Annotated in this window: 25 protein-coding genes and 2 tRNA genes; 10 read left to right on the top strand and 17 right to left on the bottom strand. The window is 56.9% G+C overall.

What is annotated here, in order from left to right:
* Positions 1-31: 31 nt before the first annotated feature.
* A complete protein-coding gene (locus FAY22_RS04815) occupies positions 32-1,537 on the bottom strand; it encodes a transglycosylase SLT domain-containing protein (RefSeq protein ID WP_146329163.1) in 1,506 nt (501 codons plus the stop codon).
* Between the two features lie 213 nt (positions 1,538-1,750).
* Complete coding sequence (gene gloB, locus FAY22_RS04820) at positions 1,751-2,524, bottom strand: hydroxyacylglutathione hydrolase (protein ID WP_146329164.1); 774 nt, start codon at positions 2,522-2,524, stop codon at positions 1,751-1,753.
* A 3-nt stretch (positions 2,525-2,527) separates the two neighbouring features.
* Between gloB and FAY22_RS04825 the strand changes: the two genes are divergently transcribed.
* From FAY22_RS04825 to FAY22_RS04840, 4 genes are all read left to right on the top strand, one after another.
* A complete protein-coding gene (locus tag FAY22_RS04825) occupies positions 2,528-3,316 on the top strand; it encodes a class I SAM-dependent methyltransferase (protein ID WP_146329165.1) in 789 nt (262 codons plus the stop codon).
* Positions 3,309-3,743 (top strand): ribonuclease HI, encoded by a 435-nt coding sequence (gene rnhA, locus FAY22_RS04830; protein ID WP_146329166.1) that lies wholly within the window; start codon positions 3,309-3,311, stop codon positions 3,741-3,743. The genes FAY22_RS04825 and rnhA overlap by 8 nt, the downstream gene beginning before the upstream one ends.
* A 65-nt stretch (positions 3,744-3,808) precedes the next feature.
* A complete protein-coding gene (dnaQ, locus tag FAY22_RS04835; RefSeq protein ID WP_146329167.1) occupies positions 3,809-4,519 on the top strand; it encodes a DNA polymerase III subunit epsilon in 711 nt (236 codons plus the stop codon).
* 37 nt (positions 4,520-4,556) lie between these two features.
* A tRNA-Val gene (locus tag FAY22_RS04840) sits at positions 4,557-4,631 on the top strand.
* 114 nt (positions 4,632-4,745) lie between these two features.
* On the opposite strand, the gene FAY22_RS21945 is transcribed toward FAY22_RS04840, so the two are convergent.
* From FAY22_RS21945 to FAY22_RS04855, 4 genes are all read right to left on the bottom strand, one after another.
* Positions 4,746-4,883 carry a hypothetical protein gene (locus FAY22_RS21945; RefSeq protein ID WP_168204774.1) on the bottom strand — a complete coding sequence of 46 codons (138 nt, stop codon included), beginning with the start codon at positions 4,881-4,883 and terminating at the stop codon, positions 4,746-4,748.
* A gap of 520 nt (positions 4,884-5,403) precedes the next feature.
* Positions 5,404-7,626, bottom strand: coding sequence for a YgiQ family radical SAM protein (locus tag FAY22_RS04845; RefSeq protein ID WP_146329168.1), 2,223 nt, complete (start codon positions 7,624-7,626; stop codon positions 5,404-5,406).
* Positions 7,627-7,692: 66 nt separating this feature from the next.
* Positions 7,693-8,208 (bottom strand): hypothetical protein, encoded by a 516-nt coding sequence (locus tag FAY22_RS04850; protein WP_146329169.1) that lies wholly within the window; start codon positions 8,206-8,208, stop codon positions 7,693-7,695.
* 6 nt (positions 8,209-8,214) lie between these two features.
* Positions 8,215-8,580, bottom strand: coding sequence for a hypothetical protein (locus FAY22_RS04855; RefSeq protein WP_168204775.1), 366 nt, complete (start codon positions 8,578-8,580; stop codon positions 8,215-8,217).
* Between the two features lie 297 nt (positions 8,581-8,877).
* On the opposite strand from FAY22_RS04855, the gene FAY22_RS04860 reads away from it, so the two are divergent.
* On the top strand, positions 8,878-9,204 hold the full coding sequence (locus tag FAY22_RS04860; protein WP_146329170.1) for a hypothetical protein: 327 nt from the start codon (positions 8,878-8,880) through the stop codon (positions 9,202-9,204).
* Positions 9,205-9,337: 133 nt separating this feature from the next.
* Here the strand turns inward: FAY22_RS04860 and minE are convergent, their stop codons facing one another.
* From minE to FAY22_RS04880, 4 genes are all read right to left on the bottom strand, one after another.
* Positions 9,338-9,589, bottom strand: coding sequence for a cell division topological specificity factor MinE (gene minE / locus FAY22_RS04865; protein ID WP_040039719.1), 252 nt, complete (start codon positions 9,587-9,589; stop codon positions 9,338-9,340).
* A gap of 2 nt (positions 9,590-9,591) precedes the next feature.
* Complete coding sequence (gene minD / locus FAY22_RS04870; protein WP_146329171.1) at positions 9,592-10,407, bottom strand: septum site-determining protein MinD; 816 nt, start codon at positions 10,405-10,407, stop codon at positions 9,592-9,594.
* 29 nt (positions 10,408-10,436) lie between these two features.
* Complete coding sequence (minC, locus tag FAY22_RS04875) at positions 10,437-11,198, bottom strand: septum site-determining protein MinC (protein ID WP_146329172.1); 762 nt, start codon at positions 11,196-11,198, stop codon at positions 10,437-10,439.
* Positions 11,199-11,495: 297 nt separating this feature from the next.
* Positions 11,496-12,026 (bottom strand): hypothetical protein, encoded by a 531-nt coding sequence (locus FAY22_RS04880; protein ID WP_146329173.1) that lies wholly within the window; start codon positions 12,024-12,026, stop codon positions 11,496-11,498.
* A 408-nt stretch (positions 12,027-12,434) separates the two neighbouring features.
* Between FAY22_RS04880 and phbB the strand changes: the two genes are divergently transcribed.
* Positions 12,435-13,181: an acetoacetyl-CoA reductase gene (phbB, locus tag FAY22_RS04885; protein ID WP_146329174.1), complete on the top strand. Its 747-nt coding sequence runs from the start codon at positions 12,435-12,437 to the stop codon at positions 13,179-13,181.
* A 170-nt stretch (positions 13,182-13,351) separates the two neighbouring features.
* Entirely contained in the window at positions 13,352-14,071 is a 720-nt protein-coding gene (locus FAY22_RS04890) for a phasin family protein (RefSeq protein ID WP_146329175.1), read from the top strand.
* 225 nt (positions 14,072-14,296) lie between these two features.
* On the opposite strand, the gene FAY22_RS04895 is transcribed toward FAY22_RS04890, so the two are convergent.
* From FAY22_RS04895 to FAY22_RS04925, 7 genes are all read right to left on the bottom strand, one after another.
* A complete protein-coding gene (locus FAY22_RS04895; RefSeq protein ID WP_146329176.1) occupies positions 14,297-15,175 on the bottom strand; it encodes a Crp/Fnr family transcriptional regulator in 879 nt (292 codons plus the stop codon).
* Between the two features lie 442 nt (positions 15,176-15,617).
* Complete coding sequence (locus FAY22_RS04900) at positions 15,618-16,262, bottom strand: response regulator transcription factor (RefSeq protein WP_146329177.1); 645 nt, start codon at positions 16,260-16,262, stop codon at positions 15,618-15,620.
* Entirely contained in the window at positions 16,259-17,425 is a 1,167-nt protein-coding gene (locus tag FAY22_RS04905; protein WP_146329178.1) for a PAS domain S-box protein, read from the bottom strand. The genes FAY22_RS04900 and FAY22_RS04905 overlap by 4 nt, the downstream gene beginning before the upstream one ends.
* Before the next feature lie 404 nt (positions 17,426-17,829).
* The gene (locus FAY22_RS04910; RefSeq protein WP_146329179.1) at positions 17,830-19,452 is read right to left on the bottom strand and encodes a sensor histidine kinase; all 1,623 of its coding nucleotides are present in this window, start codon (positions 19,450-19,452) and stop codon (positions 17,830-17,832) included.
* A gap of 651 nt (positions 19,453-20,103) precedes the next feature.
* Entirely contained in the window at positions 20,104-21,033 is a 930-nt protein-coding gene (locus FAY22_RS04915) for a peptidase U32 family protein (RefSeq protein WP_146329180.1), read from the bottom strand.
* A 365-nt stretch (positions 21,034-21,398) separates the two neighbouring features.
* A tRNA-Asn gene (locus FAY22_RS04920) sits at positions 21,399-21,474 on the bottom strand.
* A gap of 98 nt (positions 21,475-21,572) precedes the next feature.
* Positions 21,573-22,787, bottom strand: coding sequence for an amino acid aminotransferase (locus FAY22_RS04925; RefSeq protein WP_146329181.1), 1,215 nt, complete (start codon positions 22,785-22,787; stop codon positions 21,573-21,575).
* Positions 22,788-22,917: 130 nt separating this feature from the next.
* Here FAY22_RS04925 and uvrB point away from each other — a divergent pair, with 130 nt between their 5' ends.
* The 3 genes from uvrB (at position 22,918) to FAY22_RS04940 (ending at position 26,690) form a co-directional block, all read left to right on the top strand.
* Positions 22,918-25,011 (top strand): excinuclease ABC subunit UvrB, encoded by a 2,094-nt coding sequence (gene uvrB / locus FAY22_RS04930; protein WP_146329182.1) that lies wholly within the window; start codon positions 22,918-22,920, stop codon positions 25,009-25,011.
* Positions 25,012-25,113: 102 nt separating this feature from the next.
* Complete coding sequence (locus tag FAY22_RS04935) at positions 25,114-25,905, top strand: uracil-DNA glycosylase (RefSeq protein WP_146329183.1); 792 nt, start codon at positions 25,114-25,116, stop codon at positions 25,903-25,905.
* Positions 25,906-26,165: 260 nt separating this feature from the next.
* Positions 26,166-26,690 carry a low molecular weight protein-tyrosine-phosphatase gene (locus FAY22_RS04940; protein WP_146329184.1) on the top strand — a complete coding sequence of 175 codons (525 nt, stop codon included), beginning with the start codon at positions 26,166-26,168 and terminating at the stop codon, positions 26,688-26,690.
* The last annotated feature ends 306 nt before the right edge of the window (positions 26,691-26,996 follow it).

A 26,996-nucleotide genomic window follows, 5' to 3' on the forward strand; every position in this document is an offset into this window, starting at 1 on the left:
GCCTGTCCGGTCCGTACAGCTGTGCAATTGGTTAGCCGCGGTGCTTCTTGTGCGTTTTGGACGTTGCAGCCGTCGCTTTGCTCTTGCGCACCGGCGGAGCGATCTTGCGGTGCGGCGCGCTGCCGCGTGCGACGTGATAGCTGCCGTTTTTCGATGCCTTGTACGGGACGTGAAGCTGCAGGGTTTGTCCCGACGATACCTTGTCATGCTTCAGGCTGTTCCACGTCTTGATCTGCGCCACGCTTACCTGGTTGCGTTTGGCGATCGACGCCAGGGTGTCACGCTTGCCGACCTTGACATAGATGCGGCGGGTGTCCGGCACGTCCGGTTCGACCGCGATGGTCGCGTTGTCCGCAATCTCTGGCGCGATATCCTTTTCCGGTGTGCCCTCGGCTTTCGGCACCAGTACGGTGGAGCCGGCCTTCAAGCGCATATTCGGCGGAATGTTGTTGACTTCGCGGATCACCTGCGGCGTGGTGTGGAATTTCGAAGCGATCGTTTCGATTCGTTCGCGCGCGCTGGTTACCTTGTGCGCCGTCCATGACGACAAGGCGCGGCCCCATTTCGCCAGATTGGCCTTGAACTTGGCAGCATTGCTTTGCGGGAGCAGGATCTGGGTGTCTGAGCTGCCGGTGATGACGGGGCGGTTGAATTGCGGATTGAGCGCCTTGAACTCGTCGATCGACAACTCAGCGAGCTGCGCGGCGACTTTGATATCGATATCGCGTGTCTTGCCGATAGTGACGAAATACGGCTGGTTTTCCACCTTGGGCAGCGTGATGCCGTATTGCGCCGGCATGGCGATGATGTTCTTGACCGCCTGCAGCTTGGGTACATAGTTGCGCGTTTCGACCGGCATCAATGGCGACAGGCTGTTGAAGTCGGTCGGCAGTCCCGCGGCGCGGTTCTTGTTGACCGCGCGCTGCACCGAGCCTTCGCCCCAGTTGTAGGCGGCCAGCGCCAGCTGCCAGTCGCCGAACATGTCATACAGCTTCTGCAGATAGGTCAGTGCCGCGTCGGTCGACGCCAGCACGTCGCGCCGTTCGTCCTTGAAGGCGCTTTGCTTGAGGTTGAAGTCGCGCCCGGTCGACGGAATGAACTGCCACATGCCGGCGGCCTTCGCGGTCGAGTAAGCCTGCGGATTGAAGGCCGATTCGATGAAAGGCAGCAGCGCCAGCTCGGTCGGCATGCCTCGCTTTTCGAGCTCCTGCACCACGTGGAACAGGTAGCGCGATGCGCGCGTGGTTGTGCGCTGGATGTAATCGGGGCGCGAGGTGTACCACTGCAGCTGATTGTCGACCAGAGGATTATTCAGGTCCGGAATGCCAAAGCCCTTGCGGATGCGCCCCCAGACATCGACCTCTTCCATCGCCAGCACTTGCGCGATCGGGTCGTTCGGATCGTACGGCTTGTCGAGCGCGGATGCCTGCGCCCAGTTGTAGAGCGGGAGAGAAAGGTCGTTGGCCAGCGTGGTAAGAGGGATGCCGAAGAGAAAAAATGCTGCGACAGGTAATATTTTTGTTTTCGGCAGATGCATGAGGCCTCGCTTGCTTTTGGTATACCGCCGCATCGGCAGTCGGCTGGCTTGTAACCCGCACTCAAACGTTCGGCGCGCCTGAAAGACGCGCCGATGTCGGACGAGCGGATGGGGATGTCCGGGAGTTTACGTAATCGTGTTTTCCTGCGTCAAGGTTTATTACATTCCATAGTTATTATCTATCATGATAATTTTGCAATGGAATGAGCCATCTCAACGATAGGAGTTTTTCCATTGCCGTAAGGCAGTAAAAACAGCGATTGGTTCCCTGGAAGAAAGATGATTTAAGGCAATGAGCCGCTCCGCAATGGCCGGTTCATGAAAGCGCAGGAAAGGATTGGTGGATCGTTCCAATCCGATGGTGGAGGGAATCGTGGGCAGGCCGCAGTCGCGTTTTGCCTGCTCGGCCCGGATGCGCGCGTTTAGCGCGATATTGTCCGGCTCGACTTCGCGGGCGAACCGCAGGTTGGAGAGGGTATATTCATGGGAGCAATAGACTTGAGTTGCATCCGGCAAGGCGGCCAGTTTGGACAGGGAATCCACCATCTGCTCGGGCGTACCTTCGAACAGACGGCCGCAGCCGCCGGCAAACAAGGTGTCGCCGCAAAAGAGCCATTGCTGTCGAGGTGCGATATAAGCAATATGCCCTTTTGTGTGGCCGGGGACATCGAGGACATCGAGCGTCAGGCTCAATTCGGGTATCGTAATAGATTCGCCCTCGCTCAACGGATCGGTAATTTGCGGAATCGCTTCATGGCGCGGTCCAAATACCGGAACATGGAAGTTTGCCAACAGGTCCGGCACGCCGCCGACATGGTCAGCATGGTGATGTGTCAGTAGAATAGCGGCCAGGGAAAGTTGGTGTGCATTAAGCGCTGCGAGGATTGGCGTTGCGTCTCCCGGATCGACCACGACGGCATGCCTGCCATCGTGAATCAACCATAAGTAATTGTCCTGAAAAGCCGGCACAGCCAATACAGTCAACATACGATGGACCATTCGTCACTTGAAAAATCCATTATAGCGCTCGGCCCTTGGCTGGAAACGCCGACCGGGGACTACGTTCGGGCATGGCAACAGGCGCGCCTGGACGAGCTGACGGCGGATATTTTCGGGTTCAATGCAGTCCAGATCGGTTTGCCGCAAATTAATGCGCTGCAGGCGAATCGCATGCCCAACAAATGGCTGACCGATATGCGGATGCCGGATAGGAAGCCCGGCGACAAGCGCGTGCCTGTCGTCGTGGTGCATGACTTCGCCGAGCTGCCGTTCGCGTCGCAAAGCCTCGATCTGGTAGTGCTGCCGCACGTGCTCGAATTTGCCGCCGAGCCGCATCAGGTACTGCGTGAAGTGGAGCGGGTGCTGATTCCGGAGGGGCAGGTGATTATTTGCGGCTTCAATCCCGCCAGCCTGTGGGGACTGCGCCAGGTTGCGGGACGGCTGACCGGCGCGCATTTCCTGCCGCAGGACGGCGAATTCATCAGCGTGCCGCGCTTGAAGGACTGGCTGAAACTGCTGAACATGGAGGTCAATCGCGGTCATTTCGGTTGCTATGCGCCGCCCTGCACCTCGGAGAAATGGCTCAAGCGCTTCAATTTCATGGAAAAGGCCGGCAATCGCTGGTGGCCTTATCTCGGCGCGGTTTACATGGTTCAGGCAATCAAGCGCATCCGGGGCATGCGTTTGATCGGGCCGGTGTGGACCAGGCAAACCGCGACCGCGCGACAAGGCGTGCCGGCGACTAACAAGATACACAGGCAGAAAAACAGGAATGGATAAAGTTGTGATTTATACTGACGGGGCGTGCAAGGGCAATCCCGGCACCGGCGGATGGGGGGCGTTGCTGATCGCCGGAGAACACAAGAAGGAGCTATTCGGCGGCGAGCGGAATACCACCAACAACCGCATGGAGCTGAAAGCCGTGATCGAGGCGCTGTCCGCGCTCAAGCGGCCCTGCGAGGTGGTTGTGCATACCGATAGTCAGTATGTGCAGAAAGGCATCAGCGAATGGATTCATGGCTGGAAGGCGCGCGGCTGGAAGACGGCATCGAAGGAGCCGGTCAAGAACGTCGACCTGTGGCAGGCGCTCGATGCCGCGCAGGCCACGCACAGCATTCAATGGCGCTGGGTCAAAGGGCATGCAGGACATGACGGCAACGAGCGCGCCGACAAGCTAGCCAATTTGGGCGTGGCATCCGTGTCCTGAACTCCGCCGCGCTCCCGTCAGGTCTCCTTGTTCAGATAAACCTACTTACCTCCCCCAAGAAACGCATGCGACAAATCGTCCTCGATACCGAAACGACTGGCTTGAACCCGCGCTCCGGCGACCGCATCATTGAAATTGGCTGTGTCGAAATCGTCAACCGCCGGCTGACCGGCAACAATTTTCATACCTATATCAACCCTGAGCGCGATTCGGAAGAGGGCGCGCTCGCGGTGCACGGCCTGACCACGGAATTCCTCAGCGATAAACCGAAATTCGCCGAGATTGCCGATACGCTGCGTGACTATGTGAAGGATGCGGAAATCATCATTCACAATGCACCATTCGACCTGGCTTTTCTAGATGCCGAATTCGACCGTCTGGGCTTTCCGCGCTTTGTGCAGCACGTGGCGATGGTAACGGACACCCTGGTGCAAGCCAAGGAAATGCATCCGGGGAAGCGCAATTCCCTGGATGCCCTGTGCGACCGGTACGGCATTTCGAATGCACATCGTACGCTGCACGGAGCATTGCTCGATGCAGAGCTGCTTGCGGAAGTCTATCTCGCGATGACGCGAGGGCAGAACAGTCTCACCATCGATCTGGCCGTTCCGGAGGCGAGTGCGGCCGATACGGAGGTCATTGAGGTCGCGACGACTGCGGAAATCATCGTGTTGCAAGCCTCGGCAGAGGAAATGGCCGAGCACGAAGCCTTGCTCGACCGACTGGACAAAGAAGCGAAAGGCAGTTGCGTGTGGCGCATCGCAATCACAAATTGATTCGACGCAGCATTTGTGAGATAATGCCGACCTCTTCGGACAGTTAGCTCAGGGGTAGAGCACCGCCTTCACACGGCGGGGGTCACTGGTTCAATCCCAGTACTGTCCACCACGGATTCTCGCCGACATGAATGTCGGCCAAAAGAAAAGCCTGCGCTAGCGCAGGCTTTTCTTTTTCCCTTTTTCCTTCAGTCAGCAAGATATCTTGCTGGCTCGATCAGAATATTCAGCTGAACGAATTGATCGCCCAATAAATCAGACCAATACTGCAGGCGGCAGAAGCCGCAATGCAGGCAACGGCTTGCAGCTTGTTGAAGTTGAACCGGGAAACGGTAACCGCTACCTGGCTGGTTGATTTTTGCATGGCCCGCCTCATTGGATTGGGACAACTACTTTCCGATCTTCATTGTACAGACCTTGTTCTGTGATGCAATAGTCTGCTAAGCAAGTTCTCGGGAAATATAATTGATAAAAATCAATGAGTTGTATGCGGATCAATAAATCATCTTCCCATGCCTCCAATGTACAGTTGCTCCCAGCGGCCACGGTCAATGTTGTGAATTGGAATGAATAATTCAGTTGAGTGCGCCGGTTTCAAAAGGAATTCTTCTATTGAGTAAAATCGCCGCGTTTAGCCAGCGAACACGCTCAAGGCTTCATAAAGCCCATCGATTGGATTGGAGATAAAAAAGGAGGCGGAAAAAAGAAAGCCCGCAGGCCTTGCGGTTGCGGGCTAAATCCAATTCAAGGAGAGTTGGAGGAGACGTTTTCACTATAGCGCTGCCTCCCACGCAAGTCCGCTTTATTGTGGTGATACCAGTTATTCCTATTTTTTATAACTGCGTGTGGCAGCGATCGATGCTAATCATATCGGCTGCCCTGGCTCATTTTCGCCCGGTTTTGATGCTATGCGCGGGCTTTTTATGCGACGAGCGGCTATTGGTTGGTGTGCGTACGACTGCCGCTCCCGGGCGTGGCTTGTTTTGGCCAAATTTTTTCGCAAGCTTGTCCGGGCCCGGCGTTTCCTTGCTTCGTTCGACGGCTGCCAGCGCAGGCGTGGGGGTGTGGCGCGGAACCAGGTGCCTTTCGCTGTTTCCGATCAGGTCGGAGCGTCCCATGCGCTTGAGTGCTTCGCGCAGGATTTCCCAGTTTTCCGGATCGTGATAGCGCAGGAAAGCCTTGTGCAGGCGCCGGATTTTACCGGCGCGCGCCGTTTCGACAGTCTCGGAGTCTGCGGTGACCTTGTGCAGCGGATTCTTACGGCTGTGATACATCGCGGTGGCAGTCGCCATTGGCGTCGGCACGAACGCTTGCACTTGGTCGAGGCGGAAGTTGTTCTTTTTCAGCCAGAGCGCAAGGTTGAGCATGTCTTCATCGGTGGTGCCGGGATGGGCGGCGATGAAGTAAGGGATCAGATATTGTTCCTTGCCCGCTTCTTTTGAATACTTTTCGAACAGTTCCTTGAACTTGTAGTAGGCGCCCATGCCCGGCTTCATCATCTTCGACAGCGGGCCTTCCTCGGAGTGTTCCGGTGCGATTTTCAGCAAGCCACCGACATGGTGCGTAACTAGTTCCTTGACGTATTCGGGCGAGCGCACCGCGAGGTCGTAGCGTAGTCCGGAGCCGATCAGGATTTTCTTGATGCCGGGGATGGCGCGCGCCTTGCGGTACAGCTGGATCAGCTTGCTGTGGTCGGTGCTCATGTTGACGCAGATGCTCGGATACACGCAGGATGGGCGGCGGCAGGTTTCTTCGATCTTCTTGTCCTTGCACGCGAGGCGATACATGTTGGCTGTGGGCCCGCCCAGGTCCGAGATGGTGCCGGTGAAGCCCTTGGTCTTGTCCCGGATCTGCTCGAGTTCGCGCAGGATGGAAGGTTCGGAACGGCTCTGGATGATGCGGCCCTCATGTTCGGTGATCGAGCAGAAGGTACAGCCGCCAAAGCAGCCGCGCATGATGTTGACCGAGAAGCGGATCATTTCCCAGGCCGGGATGCGCGCCTTGCCGTAACTCGGGTGCGGCGAGCGCGCATAGGGGACGTCATAGATGCCGTCCATCTCGTCCATCGCCAGCGGCAGGGGCGGCGGATTGAGCCAGACGTCGCGCTCACCGTGCGCCTGCACCAGCGCGCGTGCATTGCCGGGGTTGGATTCGAGGTGGAAGACGCGCGACGCGTGCGCGTACATCACCGGATCGTCCTTGACTTGCTCGTAGGAGGGCAGGCGTACCACGGTCCTGTTGTGCTGTTCCTTCAGCGCGGCCTGCCGCTCTTCGCGGCTCAGGATCAGCACCGGCTTCTCGGCTGGCTTGCCGTCGGTAGAGCAGCTATCGGTGTTTTTATCCTTCGTGGCATAGGGATCGGGATGCGCCTCGATCCTTCCCGGCGTATCGACGCGGGTCGAATTGGCCTCGCTCCAGTCCGCAGCCGGCTTCCACCCGGGCGGCACCATGAATGCGGTGCCGCGCAGGTCGCGGATCGACTTGATCGACTCGCCTGCCGCCAGACGGTGTGTGAGGGCGACCAATGCGCGTTCGGCATTGCCGAACAACAGGAGATCGGCCTTTGAATCCGGCAATACCGAACGGCGTACCTTGTCGGACCAGTAGTCGTAATGGGCGATGCGGCGCAGGCTGGCTTCGATACTGCCGATGATGATGGCGGTCTCGGGATAGGCCTCGCGCGCGCGCTGCGCATATACCGTCAGCGCGCGATCGGGGCGCTTGTTCGGTTCGGCATTGGCGGTATAGGCGTCGTCCGAGCGGATCTTGCGGTCGGCGGTATAGCGGTTGATCATCGAATCCATATTGCCGGCCGTGATGCCGAAATACAGGTTCGGTTTGCCGAGAGCGCGGAATGGTTCCGCCGAATGCCAGTCCGGTTGGCTGATGATGCCGACGCGGAAACCTTGCTTTTCCAGTAAGCGCCCAATCAGGGCCATGCCGAAACTCGGATGGTCGATATACGCATCCCCGGTAATCAGGATGACATCGCACGCATCCCAACCGAGCGCATCCATCTCCTTGCGCGACATTGGCAGGAAGGGGGCGGGGGTGGTGTAATCGGAACGGTAACGGGGATAGGAAAACAGATTCGGAGGTGCATTCATGGTGGGGCGGATTGTACCGGAAATGCCTTGTATCGGCGGCTTGCCGAGGCGGCGCGTTGTTGGTATTTATCGGGGCGGGGCGGCAGGCGGCGGCGGAGCGACGTAGCGCCCGCCACGTCCATGGAAGAATTCGCTCATCAGGTCGCCGCCGGAAACCGGAACGCGATGTCCTTTCGCGTACATGCATTGCTCGTAACCGAAGTCATAACGCTGCTGCAGTCGCTCCGAGGCGTTTTGTCCGGTTCCGGTTCCCGCGAGTCCGCCCAGCGCCAGCCCGGCGCCGGCGCCCACGCCGGCGCCGTGCCGGCCATTGATCGCGGCGCCTGCCGCGGCGCCAAGGACCGTTCCGACCGCGGCACTGCGCACGCCGCTGTCGAACGCCACGCTGTCCGGTGTGCGCCCGCTGGTCTGTTCTTGCGCAAACTGCTTGCACTCGGCGTTATCGGCACGGAACTGTTCAAAGCTCTTTCCCGTTCCGGGCAGGACCAGGACGCTCGGTTCGTTCGGCGGCACGGTCGTGCACGCGCATAACGCCAGCGTCATGATGGCTGCCGGTAGATCCAGGTGTTTGGCGTAGGACATGAGAAACTATGGTAAATCGGGCGGCTTCGGCGCCACGCGTGTCCATCCTTGTGGGCAGCGCTGCACATACGGGTAATAGCCTTGCGGTAGCTGGCAGTAATACCACCAGTAATTCGGCTGCTCGTCGATGTCGCGTCCGCCTTGCTCGATGTAGACGGGCGGAGGCGCCGGTACTGCAACGATGGGCGGATAGGCGTAATAGGTGGGCGACCGGTAATGCACTGGCGGGACGATCGGGACGCCGACAACGATACCGACACTGCCATGCGAGTGGCCATGCCAATGGCGGAATTGCTGATGCGCCCATGCGGTGCCACTGGCAGGTAATGCGAGCAGCAGGCACAAGATGATTGCAGGCCCAGCCCTTTTCATGGCGACCTCCTTGCCGCGGATGGCGCCGGATGCATGGGAGTCACGACGCTCTTGTCATTTTGACTTGCCGTTGCTGCATAAGTTCGGCTTACAAGGATTGTGGCTTACCAGCACTGGGGCGCGATATGCGAAGAGCGAACCTCCGTACCGGAGTCGTTAACTCCATTCTATGGTGAGGTCGTTCCGATTTTTTTATTCAATCGCAGCGGTGCCCCGTCCCCGGAACTCCCTTGTCAAGTAGTCATCAAATATACCCGCGGCCTTTTACTTGTATCAACAACGGATAGGAGAGGTACCATGTTGCGTGCCAACGAAATTCAGCAACGCTTCAACCAGGTTGAAAACACCATCCATCACGCAGCCGAATGCTGTCAGTCTGCAACCAGCCTTCCGATGGATTTGAAGGACAGCATCCAGCAACTGGACCAACGGGCCATGCAGGCGAGGAGCCTGATTCAGTCGCAGGATGAAAATCAGATTCGCCAGTGCATCGACGACCTGGAAGAGTTGGGGGATCGCGCCAAGGACGCCTGCGAAAATTCGGGGAATGTGGATGGCGAATTGAGAAGCGCCGTCATGCAGGCGCACCGCGAGCTATCCGACTTGAAGCATCAGCTGCACTGATTGTGGACATCGCCTCGAATGAGGTGAGTCGATGGCGCAGGCGTGCCGGCCTGCGCCTTTCCAGCCAAATCGGGCCATGATCGCATCATCGACGGACGCGGTCGACACAGCCCCGAGACGGCCATTTGCTTGATTACGCGTCCGGCAAAACGACATTCACATCGAGCACTTCCAGGTTGCCCTGGCGATCAAGAGAGATCTTGATGTCGTCTGCGTTGACCTTCGCATATTTGGAAATGACCTGAATCAGTTCCTTGTGCAAGGCCGGCAGGAAATCGGGACCGTCGCGCCCATTGCGCTCGCGCGCGATGATGACCTGCAGGCGCTCCTTGGCCGCACTCGCGCTCTTCGGCTTGTTATTGAATAAGAATGAAAGTAGCGCCATGTTTACTTGCCCTTAAAAATCCGCTGGAACAACCCCGGTTTTTCATAAGCGGTAAAGCGCAGCGGAACATCGTTTCCGAGGAAGCGCGCGACGACATCCTTGTACGCTTCGGAGACATCGGTGCCTGCCATGTGAATCGCCGGCTGGCCCTGGTTTGATGCATGCAATACCGATTCGGATTCCGGGATGATGCCGATTAAGGGAATGCGCAGGATTTCCTGCACATCCGTAAATGACAGCATCTCTCCCGCCTCGACCCGCTTGGGCACGTAGCGCGTCAGCAGCAGGTGCTCCTTGACCGGCTCCTGGCCGTTCAACGCGCGACGCGACTTGGCCTGGATGATGCCGAGGATGCGGTCGGAGTCGCGCACCGAGGAGACTTCCGGATTGGTTACCACGATCGCTTCGTCGGCGAAGGTCAGCGCCATCACCGCGCCGTGCTCGATGCCGGCCGGGGAGTCGCAAACGATGTACTCGAAGCCCATCTTGTCGAGATCGTTCAGCACGCGCTCGACGCCTTCCTCGGACAGCGCATCCTTGTCGCGCGTCTGCGAGGCCGGCAGCACGAACAGGTTTTCGCAGTGCTTGTCCTTGATCAGCGCCTGGTTAAGCGTCGCTTCATTGTTGATCACATTGATGAGGTCGTACACGACGCGCCGCTCGCAACCCATGATCAGGTCGAGGTTGCGCAGGCCGACGTCGAAATCGATCACGGCTGTCTTGTGCCCGCGCAGGGCCAGGCCCGATGCGAAGCTGGCGCTGGAGGTGGTTTTGCCGACGCCTCCCTTACCCGACGTTACAACAATGATTTTCGCCACAAACAGACTCCTTCCAGAAAATACGAAAATTAAGCGCGGATGGATGATACATCGATCCGATCGCCCGCCAGCCGGACCTGGGCCGGCTTCTTGGCCAGCTCGGGCGGCAGGCCGCTTTCAAACGTGCGGTACATGCCGGCGATGGAAACCAGTTCCGCCTCCATGCTCAGCGCGAAAATCCGGGCCTGAGCGTTGCCATTGGCGCCCGCCAGGGCGCGGCCGCGCAACGGCGCATACACGTGGATGCAGCCATCCGCGATCAATTCGGCGCCGGGGTTAACCACGGCCATGACGACCAGGTCCGCCCCGCGCGCGTATATCCTCTGGCCGGCACGCACCGGGGTATCGATAATCATCGCCGGCATCGCCGCGGGCACGGCCGGCGGGGCGGCTTGCGGGGCTACAGTCTGCGCAGCGACGGCCGGTTCGGGCTCGGCTGGTTCATCTTGCGCGGCTTCCTGGCGCGGCTTGGCCAGTGTATCGATGCTCAGGCCGTGTGCGAGGATGTCCTGCTCCATGCCGGGCGGCGCGCCGCGCACCGCAACCGGATTGAGGCTGTAGGAACGGAACAGGGCGATCACCGCCGGCCAGTCAATGCCGTCTTTGCTGAAGTCGCAGCCGGCGACATCCAGAACCGCGAACTCGTGGTCGAAATAGTCAGGCGCGCCGCCGGTCATGGTCTTCATCGCGTCATCCAGCGTACCCAGATCATGCGAACGCAGGATGGCGGATACCGCCACGACGGTTGAAATCTTGATCTCGATCGGCTTGCTGCTTTGAGTCTTGGACATAAAAGTGCCTGGGATGAATGCGCCTGCTTCCATTGCACGCGCCCGGCGAGCAAAAAATCAAATTGGGCCAGTCAAATGAAACGGGCCGCATGAAAGATGCAGCCCGTTACAGCGCATTGAATAATTGCTCACCGCGTGCTAGTGCTTCGTGGTAATTATAACCGCTGGCACGGCGCTATTATGCGAGATCGACCGGCCAGACGCGCGGATGTGGCAGAAAATAGGAGTTTTCCTCCAGTCCTGTTGGTGACCATCGTTCGGATGGAAGGAAATTGTCGCCTGTGCAAAGCGCTGAGGCTAGCGCGCCGGGACTTTTTCGCTCAGCCGCCAATATTTGCGCAGCAGCTGCACAACGTTGAAATCGATCCCCGGCGGGGTGTAAATCCACGTGTTTCCGGTTTTTTGCAGCCGTGCCAGGCGCTTGGACTTGATGTTGACTTCCTGTACCGGCATGTCGTGTGCCGCGTAGGCCGCCAGTTCGGCTTCGATGTGAAGGTCGCTCTTGAAGAATAGCCATTCCTCGACAAAGCGGGACTGTATGCGCTCCAGTTCGTGTCCCACCGATTCGGGCACTGGACAACGGATCTCGTCCCTGGTGGGCGGATAGTCGATAGTCCATGGCCCGTAAACGTCATCCTGCACGCTGCGATACAGGCGCGGCGTGCGATTGTCATAGAAGTTTTCGACCATGAAGAAGGCTGCGGAAAAATACAGGCTCCTGGCCTCGATATGCCAGCCATAGATATCGGCGCCGGACTCGAAGTAAAACAGCGCAAACACGGAACCGAGTTTGCCCGGCGAGTATGAAATGTAGAACTTGGGCTGCATTCGCTCATAGCCTAATCAAGCAGACTGATGCCTGCCTTCGCCCTTGATGCTGTGACATGGTGGCCAGTGGTCGCGGCGAAGGATCACGATCCCTTTTCCTCCAGAACCTGTTGCACTCCCCAATAGACCACTAACCGGGCGGCTGGTTCGCCTGCGACGGTCCGGGTGGGACTTGGCAGGAATTACCATTGCGGATCGATTTTCCCAAACTCAAAGGGGGGTGTTGCGGCCGGCTACGGTGAACATGTGACCGTCGCTTCGGTCGACGCGTGGGCCGTCGTGCTGGCGCAGCCACTTTGACAAACCGCACGCGCACGTATGTCCGGCGGGAGCAAAATGGTTCGCGGCGCAGGAATGCAGCTTTCCCGCGGGGCGCGGCACTTTTTTCATGGAGTCAGAGAGGACAGTATGGACGCACAACGAGTAGCGCTGGTGACCGGCGGCATGGGAGGATTGGGGGAGGCTATTTGCCAGAAACTGTTCACGTCCGGCTATCGCGTGAGCACGACCTATTCACCGAACAACGACCACGCGCCGGCATGGCTCAAAGCGCAAAAGGAAGCCGGTTTCGACTTTTCGGCGTACATGATCGACGTATCCGATTTCGCCTCGTGCGAAGCGGGCGTGATGAAAATTGTCGGTGAGCTTGGCCGCATTGATGTGCTCGTCAACAATGCAGGCATCACTCGCGATACGACCTTGAAGAAAATGACGCTGGAGGACTGGCGTTCTGTGATCGAAACCAACCTCGATAGCGTATTCAACATGACGAAGCCGGTGCTGCACGGGATGCTTGAAAGCCGATGGGGACGCATCATTAATATCTCCTCGGTCAACGGGCAGAAGGGTGCCTTCGGTCAAGCCAATTATTCCGCAGCGAAGGCTGGACTGCATGGCTTTACGAAGGCACTGGCGCTGGAGGTGGCGAGCAAGGGAATTACCGTCAATACGGTCTCTCCCGGCTATTTGCGCACCAAGATGGTAACCAAGGTTCCAAAGGAAATTCTCGAGACGAAAATCCTTCCCGAGATTCCGGTCGGCCGGCTGGGAGAGCCAGCCGAAGTCGCCGGTCTGATTGCCTATCTCTGCTCTGATGATGCGGGCTTTGTGACGGGGGCAAATATTGCGATCAACGGCGGCCAGCATATGTGTTGAGGGATCGCGTTACAAACAGGAGAGCGCTTGATCTGTCTCAAGCTGAGATGGGGGCGAGTGGAAGCATGCGCCGGATACGCAGAGAATATGCAGAGTCAAATCCGAAGTCATCAAAGAGCGTTATCTGATGCCGGCTTTCACACTCTTCTCATTCTTCCAGGAGAGCCATCATGCAGAATGTACTCAGCCCCATGGTCAATATGTACCAGTCCCAGCTTGAAGCGTCGCGGCGATTCGCGGACGCCATTTTCGCTGGAACGGAAAAGATTGATCGCGTGGTGATCGGCGCAACCCATCGCGCATTCAACGAGCAACTCAAGTTTGCGCAGGCCATGTCAAGCATTCGTGATCCGCGTAATGTCGGTACGACTTTTCAATCGAGTTTTTTCTCGCGCAATCCCGACGATACTATGAATTATCAGAAGGAAATCATGCGCATCTTTGCCGAAATGCAGAATGAAATTGGCAGATCGATGCAGGATTATATCGAGCAGTTGGGAGCGAATACTCCGGCAAACGCCGCTGCTCCGCTGGCTATGACACAAGCGCAGGCCAACGATGCTGTATTTAATCCCATGACAAGTATGTTTTCAGTTTGGGAGTCGGCATTCAAGGAGGTCGCCGAACTTGCGAAGAAGAACATGGTAGCTGCTCGCTCGGCGATTGATAGCGCGGCAACCAAGGCACGGGAGGGAGCCGAAACATTGGCCACAGCGACGGGAACTGGCGTGCGTGACATGGCTGCTACTGTTGCCGATACGACGGCCGGAACAGCGAATACCATGGCAAAAAGCGCTGTGATCGTGACGGACGAGAATGCCGGCATCGAGGAAAAGCGAGGCCCGACGACCACCGGGCCAACGCCAGTTGGCGGTGGAAAGCGTAAATAGTTATTTTGCGACGATGTGGACTCTCGCAAAATTATGTTGAACAAATGAAGCCATGATTTGGCCTATGGATAGCGGTAGTGCGGTGGTTCCTGACATTCTTATGGCGCTTGGGTGAGGAGCAATGTAAAAAAGCCCGGTTTGAAAAGACCGGGCTTTTTAGCTTGAAAACGCGTTTCAGCGCCAGAGCCAGCAATCGATCACGTTGTGCAGTCGGTCACTTTGAGGTTAGGCAGTTGCAAGCTGTCCCCAATCGGAATCCGGTTGTTCCGGTTGCTTCGGCACCTGCTTCGTCTTTTTCGAAGAAACTTGCTTGGCGCGCGAGCTTGAGGGCGGTAGCCGGCGCAGGGTCTTGAGTGCATCGACATCCTTGATGCCGATCGAGCGTTGATCAACTGTGATCAGTCCGATTTCATTGAACGCTGAGAGAGTGCGGCTCACCGTTTCCAACGTCAGGCCGAGATAGCTGCCAATTTCATGGCGTGTCATTCGCAAGTTGAATAGCTTGCTCGAATATCCCATTTCGGCATAACGCTCCGACAGCGATACCAGGAAGCGGGCGACGCGTGCTTCTGCGCTCAACGCTCCCAACATGCTGACCATGGCTTGTTCACGCACGAGTTCACGGCTCATCACGCTGTAAATTGCGTGTTCAAACTCGACGTGGGCGCGGCCAAGTGCGGTCAATTTTTTGAAGGGAAGCAGGATCAGGTCGCAGTTGGACAGGGCGACGGCCTCGGATGCGTAGCGCTTGGAATGAATACCGTCGACGCCAAACAAATCGCCCTTCATCGGGAAGCTCAGGACTTGTTCGTTGCCGAATTCATCGATCAGAACGGTTTTCAGGAAGCCGGAGTGAACGATGTACAGGGTGTCAAACGGTTGGCCGATAGTATGGATACGCTGGCCGGTCTTGAATTGCACATGCTGAAACAGCAGTTCCTCGTCGGTATGGATGGTAGCAGACGGAATGCGTAGAATATCGCACAGTTCTTTCAGATTGGACCACAGTTTCCCTTGGCGCTGCCAGCCTGCTTCCGCTGCGGACGGATGGAGTGCCGATGCGGGAGCCTCGGTGCGAATTTCAGATATTTGCGTCGATAACATTGTCAGCTCCTGATTCAATATTTCACAACATTTTCTGGTGCGCCGGTCTAAAGCACCGGCACAATCGTTTTAATTATTCACCTGTTGATTATTGGAACGCGCTTCCCAGGCTGGCTTAATGATCCAGAATCAGCGGCGAGTTGCTCACTTGTCATACTTCGGGTGAAGTGCACAGTATCGCAATCGCAATAATCAATTACTATCGGTGTGAGCTGAATTGCAATGTAGGACGGCTGGCGTGCATGTAGGAATATCCCTACATCCAAACCTGAATTTTGCTGACCCTAGTTGTATAGGGCAGACGGAGAACGCATTTCAATATAGCAATAATTGATATTGGTAAATTATTGCTATAAGCCGCAAGTTAAAGGCGCGAATGCGCGGTGCAACGGTTAATGTGAAACCATTGGCGCTAGTCGAAGCGGGAATGGAATAGGGGGGATTAATTCGTCAGTGGGCCAAGCAGTCGATGCTGGACTGCGTAATGCACCATCTCCGCCAGTGAATTCATGTTCATCTTGGTCAGGATGCGCGTCTTGTGAGTACTGACTGTCTTTGCGCTCAGATGTAGGAAGTCGGCGATTTCGGTAATCGATTTGCCGCTTACCAGTAGCGTAAATACCTCGAATTCGCGGTTCGACAACTGTTTATACGGCAGCTCTTCGTTCGCTGGCATTACATCCATCGCCAACTGCTCGGCAACTTCAAGGCTGATATATGGGCGTCCCGAAGCAACTTTCCGGATGGCGCTGACAAGTTGTGTACCAGCACTTTCTTTTGTGAGATAACCACGCGCGCCGGCACGAATTGCGCGCACTGCATATTGCTCTTCCTCGTGCATGGTCAGGATCAGGATAGGCAATTTTGGCATCTCGTCTTTGATCTGCCGGATCAGTTCCACTCCGCTACGGCCAGGCATCGATAAGTCCAGCATTAGCAGGTCGAAACCGCCTTTGCGCACATGAGCCAGCGCTTCGAAACCGTCGACGGCTTCTCCGACGACTTCAATGTCGTCGGCACCATCGAGAATGCGCTTTAAGCCTTCGCGCATGATGGTATGGTCGTCGGCGATAACAATGCGAATCATAAACGTGGCAACGGGGAATGTGAGTGCGGTTCGGAAGTGGCGAGAGGTTCTATTGGAACGGATGCATGGATCAGCACGCCGTGCGGTTTTATATTGCCGATGCTGATTGTACCTCCAAGTACAAAAATACGTTCCTGCATCGTAATAAGGCCATAACAACCGGGTTTGTTCTCGCTGCCGCCCGCCATTCCGATGCCATCATCCTGAATCATAACATCGAGTTGGCTTGCAGCCTGTGAAAACACAATACGTGCATTGCTGGCGCTAGAATGCTTTTCGATATTGGCCAAGGCTTCCTGGATTACCCGGAAGATCGCTGAATCGATGGCCTCGCCGAGACTGATTGGTAGCCCGTGACTTTCAACGATGCAGCAAATGGATGTCTTTTTCTGGAAATTTTCGACCATCCATTCGACCGCGGGCAATAATCCAAAATCATCCAGTAAGGGTGGGCGCAGCGCGGAAGCCATACTCTTGGTCATCGTAATAACGTTATCGAGCAAGCCTTGCATTTGTGCAACTCTTGCCGGCACTCCTGTACTGGTCGTGGGGAGGCGATTCTCCAGCCAATCCAAGTCCAGCTTCAATACGCTCAACCGCTGTCCGATGTCGTCATAGAGCTTTTTGGAAAAGCGCCTTTTCTCCACTTCGCTCGCCAGTTGCGAAGATGCTGCCCATTTGCGGAGTTCGGAGGGGCGTACCGTGCGTCGTCTGGCTTCGATGGCGTTGCGTTCGGCTGTCATGCTGTGGACGATCAGCGTGACGAAGGGCTCGCCGTGCACAGCGATGCGGGTTAGGCTGACGTTCAGAGATAACTGTTCGCCGTTTGCATGAACCCCTCTGAGGCCTAGCCTAGTTCGCCTGCCATGTGCGCGTGCCGTTGTGAAACGGTCGATGCGCCGGCCCTGTTCGGTACATAGGCGCGGCGGCAGCAGGATATCGATGGATTTGTCCAGCAGGTGCCTCGCCGGGTAGCCGAACATGCGCTCCACTTTCTGGTTGACCAGCACGATTTGACGGGCGGCATCGATAATGATGACGCCGTCCATGGCAGATTCTATGATGGAGAGCAGGGAGGGGCCGACTTTACTGGCGGGGAATCTAGATAAGGTGGTGATGTAATTGGACAGCTTGTCAGAACCGTGTTCCAAATGGGTGATCATCACATTTCTCTTTGATTGGGCCGGTAGTCAGCTGTTGGTCAATGTATTGGCGTCGCTAGCCGAAATTCATATGGCTGACAGAATGATTCATGCCTGAATCCATCGTTTTCAGGTTTCTATGATTTGCCCGGCGAGCCAGGATGTGTATCAGGCTATGACCATGAAAAATTCAAAGTAACAGATCAAAAATGATGCGAATTGAGAATTCACAATCCTCGCCACGCGACAAGGTTGCGGGCGGTGCCAGAGGACCGGCGTAATTATCGGGCCATTGAGCGGTCTCAAGGTTTGGAAAGCCGCCTCATTGGTGCGTTTGCACGCTCAAGGGAGAGTCCAACGTTGCATTCAGTCCGCGGTTCCCAAGTATGCTCTGGCCCTGCTTGCATTCGCGATCCTGGGGAAAGTCAAATGCCTTCGACCAGCATCGTGGATTTATCTGAATGAGAGTTATCTGAATGAGTACTGTGCTGCAGCTTTTCATCGAGCGGAAGCGTGATGTAAATCGTCGTTCCCGCGCCGCTGGTGCTCTCCACTCGCAGGCTGCCATTTAGCGACGCTGCTCTTTCGCGCATGGCGATCAATCCGAACGAGCCGGCCTTCTGCAATGCCCGCGCCGAAAAGCCCTTGCCATTATCCGCAATGCTGAGTTCAAGGCGGTTGTCGAACGTCACCATTTTTATCTCGACCTTTGTGGCGCAAGCATGTTTTGCGACGTTATTGAGCGACTCCTGGGTCATGCGGTAGATGGCGGATGTCGCCTGCTGCGAGATGTGTAGTTCGCAGGCCGGCAAATTGACGCGACATCTGACCTGATGCCTTTCTTCGAATTTCTTTGCCATCAGACGAAGCGCATCGAACAACCCAAGCTCGTCGAGCGCTTGGGGCGGAAGGTCGGAAATGATACGCCGTACCGATGTCATCATGGTGTTGACCAGTTCAGTGATGCCAGCCAAATGTTGTGATGCTTTCATGTCGCCCGCCGGTATATGGAGCGAAAGGCAGGCAAGGTCCATTTTCATGGCGGCAAGCAGTTGTCCAAGATCGTCGTGCATTTCCTGCGCCAGACGCTTTTGTTCTTGATCCCGGCGCGCTTCGAGCGCATGAATCTGGTTTTTCAAGTCTTGCTGCGTCTGTTCCACGGGGGGCGCCCGACGCAAACGATTGTTTGCTCGTATGGTCGCAAGCATAGACAACGCCAGCATCAGTCCACCGCCCAGAATATAGATCTGGGGGCGACGCGTGTCTGAATATGGCAGCCCCGGCCGCGACGCTTCGAACTCGATAGTCCAGCGATTGCCATTGGTATCAATAACGGCAGTCTTACTGAATCGGGCAGCGCCCAGAGCAGTCAGCGCGGGCGCGTTCTCATAGAGCAGGGCCTCGGGCGAAGCACCATATTCTTTGAAAAATTTGATTCGGAAATGGCGCTGCGCATCGTTGCACAAGGAATCGAAGAAGTCGCTGAGGCGGATATGGGTATAAACATAGCCGAGCAATTTCCCGGAGCTGTGGTCAAGCCGCCGGCTTTCTTCCTCAGCGTGAACAGGCAGGTACATGAGCAGCGTCACTTGCTGCGGATGATCGAGTGGAGCGTTTTGTCTGCCGGCTGCGGTTGAGGTAGGGGAGGCGGCGGCTAGCGCGTGGGAACGAAGTTCGTCCGGCATTGCGACAGCCTCCGATCCTGAATGGCCGGCAGGGATATAGGCGATTTTGACCGACGGGAGGCCGGAACTCGGTAGGTTCGGTGCAGCAGCCCTGGTTGATTCTGCTGCAGGGATAAATGCTATTTCTTGCATGCCCGACGAAGATGCAGCGACGTGGTCACGCAATCTCGAGCGCGCGCCTTCCTGGTTAGCGGCAACAGCCGCCGCGCTCTGCAAAGCCTGTTCAAACGATGAAAGCGCCTGTTCGATGCGGAGAGTCATATTGCTTGACTGGCCTTCGAAATAGGCTTGTTCATCCCGCAGTCGGCCTTCCTCCACGTCACGCCATGCCAGCGCGGTAACGACCAAGCATATGCCGAGCATGAGCCATCCGCTAAGTGATTTCGGTATTCCCGGTGAGCGGGGAGCTGGGGCGGATAATGTCTGACTCACGGACGCCCTCCAAACTCAGAAATTTGATGGCTGACGGCGCGACGGATTCGCAGCCGTTAAATGCACGCAATACAGGCAAAAACAGATAGGTTTGCTGCAGTGCGACAATCGAATAATATTAAAGTGCTCACAATGTTGCAACTGTTAGTTTGTACAGTAAAAGTACTTATTTTTCATGTGCCTTTTTTTGTCACTGTGCGGAGTAATGAATGGAATGTGGTTGTTTTTTGGTGAGGAAAAATAACATACTGCATGAAATGTGTTGTTTTTTGATGCGCTGCAATATGAAGCGGGGAGGTTGTGTTTTTTTGTTGTAACTATATTGGTTGCGGCTTTGAAATATTTTCCGTGCATCGCACGAATTATTCGATTACGTGGCGATCGCGGTGCTATTCATGGGCGATAGGCTTTTTCTCACGATGGCGAAGGTCAGCGTGCTTTTGTGTATTCAGGATGTTTTCGTTGATTGGCGGCTTTGTCTATCCGCAGTGCGAAATGTTCGTTGCCGTCAGGGCTCTGGACTACGACGGTTTCTGGTCAAGCAATGCTTAGCCGCCGGACATGCCCATCCGGCGATGGTCATCACCGATGTGGTGACGCTCTGCGCAATTCTGCAATCCACGACGGTTTTACCGCATAGTGATCGAGATTTTCCAGGCATTCGTCGACGGCCTCCCGCCATACCTGCATCACTTGCGCCAAGTACACCGGGCCATGCTCCAGAGCCTCGGCCTGGATGGCGCGCACGCCCAGAGATGTCAACTGCGGAAGCAATGTCAAAACGCTTGTATCCGGTGGTTTGTCAAGCGTGAAGCAGTTGTCATTTGCCGCACGTTCGGTCGCGCCGCAAAGATGCGGACCGGGAGTATTTCCTATGCTGCGTGCGTCATGCGCGCGTAAGCGCAGACCGTCGAGTGAAGGCCCACTGCTGGGGGTAACGAGTGAGCATTGCCTGCCGAAGCCAGTTACCTGCAGCTCGACCTGGGTATTCGCTGCCAGATGTGCTACCTGGGCGAGCGTCAATACCCGCGGCAGCAGGGCCCTAGCCACGCCAAAGCGCTGGTGGAAGAAATTGATGGTGTCATGGTCGATGCAGTCCTCGTGGGCCTCGTAATGCAGGGAAAGTTGAGGATGCTGCGCGGCGGCATACAGTAGCAGCGATGGGTCAGAAAGGGCGACAGCGTCAACGCCGCACTGTGCCACGAGATCGATCATGTCGCGCAAGCTGCTCCATGAAGAAGCCTGCTCATCTGTTTCAATTGCGAAAAGTACGCGGCTGCGCCTGTCATGCGCGTAGCGAATGCCTCGGCGGATTAGTACGGCGTAGTCCGGATTGAGATCCCGCATTTCCTCCGTCTGGTTATGCGCGCGATGATCCAGGCGAATCCAATCTGCCCCGTGGTCCACTGCAGCACGCAACGTACTCAGGCTATTAACGGGGCAGACAAGCTCCATCGCTGCGGTGATCGGTCCCGCAGTGGTATTGCTGGAATAGAAGTTCGCTAACGTCATGATGTTTTTCCATGATTTGCGCCATTCGAGGACGAGCCCCGATGGGAGTGGATGGAGACCATGCGCGTCGAAAAGGGGCTGAAGGGCGGGGAGCTTGAATGGCCGACAAGAGGTAAGTCACGCAACCAGTCGATGCTGGGGAGAGGCGTGAAGCAAGCGGCAAAACTGGACAGCGGAAGCCAAATTTGCGACACAGAAAGCCTTTTATTTCTGACGTGCAATGAAAGAAATGTATCAAAGTGATGCAAAGATACTATTGACGTTTCTCAATGGAATTTAGCTGGCGCTAATGATTGGCTGTCGGATGCTGTTTCAAACAGGCAAATAAAAAGGGCTTACGTTTTCACGTAAGCCCTTGAATCTTTTGGCTCCCCGACCTGGACTCGAACCAGGGACCTGCGGATTAACAGTCCGTCGCTCTACCGACTGAGCTATCAGGGAACAGCTGAAGCGCTATTATAGGAGGAGTTTTCTGTTGCTGTCAAAACTTTCTGATGAATTTCGTAATGACTGACAACAATTAATCCTTCTTTCTAGAATTAAAGCACCTTGGCGATTGCGTCAACGACGGCATCGATGTTGCGCGAGTTCAATGCGGCAACGCAGATGCGACCGGTATCAACGGCATAGATCGAGAATTCGTCGCGCAGACGGCCAACTTGGTCCTTGGTCAAGCCGGAGTACGAAAACATGCCGCGCTGCTGGATCACAAAGTCGAAGTTGTGGCCCGGGGCCTTTTCCTTCAGCTTCTGCACCATCGCCTGGCGCATTTCGCGGATGCGCACGCGCATGCCGGCCAACTCGTCTTCCCACAGCTTGCGCAGTTCGGGTGTCGACAGCGTGATGGCTACTACTTGGCCGCCGTGGGTCGGCGGGTTGGAGTAGTTGGTGCGTACCACGCGCTTGAGTTGCGACAGCACGCGCGATGCTTCTTCCGTGCTGGCCGCAACGATAGAGAGGGCGCCGACGCGCTCGCCGTACAGCGAGAACGACTTGGAGAAGGAGTTCGATACAAACAGCGGGCCGCCGGCCGCCGCGAAGCGGCGCACCACCTTGCCGTCTTCGTCAATGCCGTCGCCGAAACCCTGATAGGCCATGTCGAGGAACGGAACCAGTCCGCGCTGGGTCATCACCTGGATTACCTCGGTCCACTGCGCCTCGGTCAGGTCGGCGCCGGTCGGATTGTGGCAGCAGGCGTGCAGCAGGACGATGGAGCCGGCCGGCATTCCCTTTAGCGCATTGAGCATGCCACCGAAGTTCACGCCGCGGGTCGTTGCATCATAGTATGGGTAGTTGTTGACGGTGAATCCGGCGGATTCGAATAGCGCACGATGGTTTTCCCAGCTCGGGTCGCTGATGAACACTTGCGCGTTCGGCGAGAAGCGCTTCAGGAAGTCGGCGCCAAGCTTGAGTGCGCCGGTGCCGCCGATGGCTTGTACGGTGATGGCGCGCTTTTCCTGAATGATCGGGCTATCGGCGCCAAATACCAATTCCTGTACCGCCTTGTCGTAGGCTGCCAGGCCTTCGATCGGCAGATAGGTGCGGGGCGCGGCCTTTTCCATCAGCTGCGCTTCGGCCTTCTTCACGCATTCGAGCAGCGGTACCTTGCCGTTGTCATCGTAGTACACGCCGACGCCGAGGTTCACCTTGTTGGCGTTCTTGTCGGCGTTATAGGCTTCGGTAATGCCCAGGATCGGATCGCGTGGCGCCATTTCGATGGCGGAAAACAGGGAGGCAGGATGGGATTGGCTCATCGTGATAACATGAAAAGTTGGCTGCCAGGGCACGTGTTTTGCACGATGTTGCAGCCGGGTTGTCGTCAGTTTCAGGTTTGAAACCCGAAGCTAATTTGCAACCTATTATTTTACCAAAGGTCGAATGCAGATGGCAGATTTATCCCAGGTATCCAGTCCCATCGACGAATCGAAAATCGTTACCTTCCCGGACTCGCCGTACCGGCTGTACCAGCCGTTCCCGCCGGGCGGCGATCAGCCGGCGGCGATTGCGAAGCTGGTCGAGGGCATCGAGGACGGGCTGTCGTTCCAGACGCTTTTGGGCGTGACCGGCTCCGGCAAGACGTACACGATGGCGAACACGATCGCGCGCCTTGGCCGGCCGGCCATCGTGTTTGCCCCAAACAAGACGCTGGCGGCGCAGCTGTACAGCGAATTCCGCGAGTTTTTCCCTCAGAATGCGGTCGAGTATTTCGTCAGTTATTACGATTACTACCAGCCGGAAGCCTACGTGCCGCAGCGCGACCTGTTCATCGAGAAGGATTCGTCGATCAACGAGCATATCGAGCAGATGCGCCTGTCGTGCACGAAATCGCTGATGGAGCGGCGCGACGTGGTGATCGTGGCAACGGTATCGGCGATCTACGGTATCGGTAATCCGAATGAATACCACCAGATGATCCTGACCCTGCGCAGCAAGGACAAGGTCAGCCAGCGCGATGTGATTGCGCGCCTGATCCAGATGCAGTACACGCGCAACGAGGTCGATTTCGCGCGCGGCACCTTCCGGGTGCGAGGCGACACGATCGACGTGTTCCCGGCGGAGCATGCGGAACTGGCGCTGCGCATCGAGACGTTCGACGACGAGATCGACAGCCTGCAGCTGTTCGATCCCTTGACCGGGCGCGTACGGCAGAAAATTCCGCGCTTCACGATCTATCCGGGCTCGCATTACGTGACGCCGCGCTCGACGGTGCTGCGCGCGATCGAGACGATCAAGGAAGAACTGCGCGAAAGGCTCGAATTCTTCCGCAAGGAGGGCAAGCTGGTCGAGGAGCAGCGGCTGGAGCAGCGCACCCGCTTCGACCTGGAGATGATGACGGAAATCGGCTTCACCAAGGGCATCGAAAACTATTCGCGGCACCTCTCCGGCGCCAAGCCCGGCGAGCCACCGCCGACCCTGGTCGATTACCTGCCGCAGGATGCGGTGATGTTCCTGGATGAATCGCACGTGCTCTTGGGGCAGCTGAACGGCATGTACAACGGCGACCGCGCGCGCAAGATTAACCTGGTCGATTACGGCTTCCGTCTGCCGTCGGCACTTGACAATCGGCCCCTGAAGTTCGAGGAATTCGAAGCCAAGATGCGGCAGACCGTTTTCGTATCGGCCACGCCTGCCGACTACGAGAAAACGCACGCCGGGCAAGTGGTGGAGCAGGTAGTGCGGCCGACCGGTCTGGTCGACCCGCAGATTGCGGTGCGCCCGGCCAGTACCCAGGTCGACGACCTGATGTCCGAAATCACCGCGCGCGTGAAGAAGGACGAACGCGTGCTGGTAACCACGCTGACCAAGCGCATGGCCGAGCAACTGACCGAATTCCTTGGCGATAACGGGGTGAAGGTACGCTACCTGCACAGCGATATCGATACCGTCGAGCGCGTGGAGATCATCCGCGACCTGCGCATCGGCACCTTCGACGTGCTGGTCGGGATCAACCTGCTGCGCGAAGGCCTCGACATCCCGGAAGTGTCGCTGGTGGCGATCCTCGATGCGGACAAGGAAGGCTTTTTGCGGTCCGAGCGCAGCCTGATCCAGACCATTGGCCGCGCCGCTCGCAACCTGAACGGCACTGCGATCCTGTACGGCGACACGGTGACCGATTCGATGCGGCGAGCCATCGACGAAACCGAACGCCGCCGCGCCAAGCAGATCGCTTTCAACAAAGCCAACAATATCACGCCCAAAGGCATCAAGAAGGAAATCCGCGAACTCATCGACGGCGTCTACAATCCGCACGAGGCGCGTCTGGAGCGGGAGGTCGCGCAGGAGCATGCGAAGTACGAATCGATGTCCGAAAAGCAGATCAGCAAGGAAATCAAGCGCCTGGAAAAGCTGATGCTGGAGCACTCGAAGAACCTGGAGTTCGAAAAGGCGGCCCAGGTGCGCGACCAGTTGCATCTGCTGAAAGAACAGTTGTTTGGCACACCGGGCGAGGACAACGTGGTGTCGATGCTGGGCAAATAATCTGGTGGATCGACCTCCGCGCTTCGGCGAAGCCGGAATCATCAAGGGGCGGTTTCGTTGCATGGCGACGGTACAATCGCCCCTTTTTATTGCTTATCCAATATGCCGACAATGATTCCGCAACCGATACAAGAGGCCCTCAAGTTCGCTCATCCATCGTGGCGTTCCACACTGGGGCGCGGCCTGGAGGCAATTGCGGAAGCCGATCCGTCTTACCTGCCTGCGCTGGCCGAGGATAGTTATCTGCCCACCGAGGGACGCATGTTCGCTGCGTTCGCGCAGCCGCTGGACAAGGTGCGCTATGTGCTCGTGGGAGAAGGGCCCTATCCGCGCGAGCAGAGCGCCACCGGCGTGTGCTTCATGGACGGTGCGGTCGAGTCCCTCTGGTCCGAGAAAGGCTTGTCGAAGCAGGTCAATCGCGCCACCTCCCTGCGCAATTTCATGAAGATGCTGCTGGTGGCGGACGGGTTGCTCGCGGCAGACAATACGTCGGGCGACGCCATCGCCCAGGTTTCGATGAAGGCGCGTACGATCGGATCTCCTTTCGTTCAAACGCTGACCGAGCTGCAGGCAAACCTCACGCGCAATGGTTTTTTGCTGCTGAACGCCGCGCTAGTGTTTCGCCCCCACGTGCCGCCGGCGAAAGAGGCGCGCGCATGGCAACCGTTCCTGCAAGTCGTGCTGGCGGCGCTGGCTGAGCATGCTGGTAGGCATGGAATCGCGCCACCGACGCTGGTGCTGTGGGGGAAGATCGCCGAGCAGCTGAAGGGATTGCCGGCGACCGAGCAATTTCCGAAAGCGCTGTCCGAGCATCCTTACAACCTGACTTTTATACAGAACGAGACAATGCAGCAGCTGTTCGGCCCGATGCATTTGCTGCAAGGAGAGGCTTAACAGGCATGTGCGCATCGGCGCACGCTTAATTGAAAAGCTATTGCGACTTATCATCAACCTCCCTGGCATTTCGTTGGACGATGATGCCGTGCGGTTCGATCGGTGCTTCAAGCACTTTTTCGGGCGATGGCATCAACGTTGCTAACCCTTTTCTCTTTTTCGGCGCAGCACGATTCGGGATAAGGTGGAATAGGGAGCGTGCGGACCGTTGCGCCATCAGACTTTTTTGTGGCAGCTTTTTATTTATCGTCGAGTAGCCAATGGCAAATGTTCAAATTTTGTTTGTTTGCATGGGAAACATTTGCCGCTCTCCTACCGCCGAGGGTGTCATGCGGCAATTGATTGAGAATGCCGGCATGCAAAATCGGATTGTCGTCGATTCCGCCGGCACCCATGGGTATCATGTTGGCGAACCGCCCGATCCCCGTGCTATCGCTGCCGCCCAGCGGAGAGGCTACGATTTGTCGATGCTGCGCGCGCGGGAACTGAGGCTGGACGACTTCGAGCGATTTGATTTACTGTTGGCAATGGATTTCAATAACCTGGACAGGCTACAGACCATGTGCCCGGCCGCCTACGAGTCAAAGCTGGGCATGCTGATGGAATACTCACGCAAATTCAAGACACCCGTCGTACCCGACCCGTATTACCGCGGCAGCACCGACTTTGGTCGCGTCCTGGATTATGTGGAGGACGCCTGCAAAGGATTGATGCTGACGCTCGTTCAAAGTCATGCCGCGCTTGAACGTCTGAGTGCCAGGGCGGCGGGGCCCGGCATGTATTAGTTGCAGCGCATTTCCCAGTTGCTGCGTATTTCCCACTTTTGCCGCGATTCGGCGGCAATAATCTCCCCCTCGTGTTTCCAACCCTGTGCGGGGCGTGCTGTAACGCTTGCCCGGCCCTGTAAATTTTCCCCTTGACTTGGGGGCGAACCATCGTAGGCGCGCGGCTATTTCGCAAGCGCCTCCCGCAGTTCAAGGCGCGATGTTCGTACCGGATTTCCCATGGTCGTCAAGGAAGCACCCTCTAGCTGCTGCTCTGGTATGGAGTTTGCCTAGCATTGACTACTTCGTGTGCCAAACAGGAAGGGG

It is taken from the genome of Noviherbaspirillum sp. UKPF54 (genome assembly GCF_007874125.1).
Lineage (GTDB): Bacteria > Pseudomonadota > Gammaproteobacteria > Burkholderiales > Burkholderiaceae_D > Noviherbaspirillum.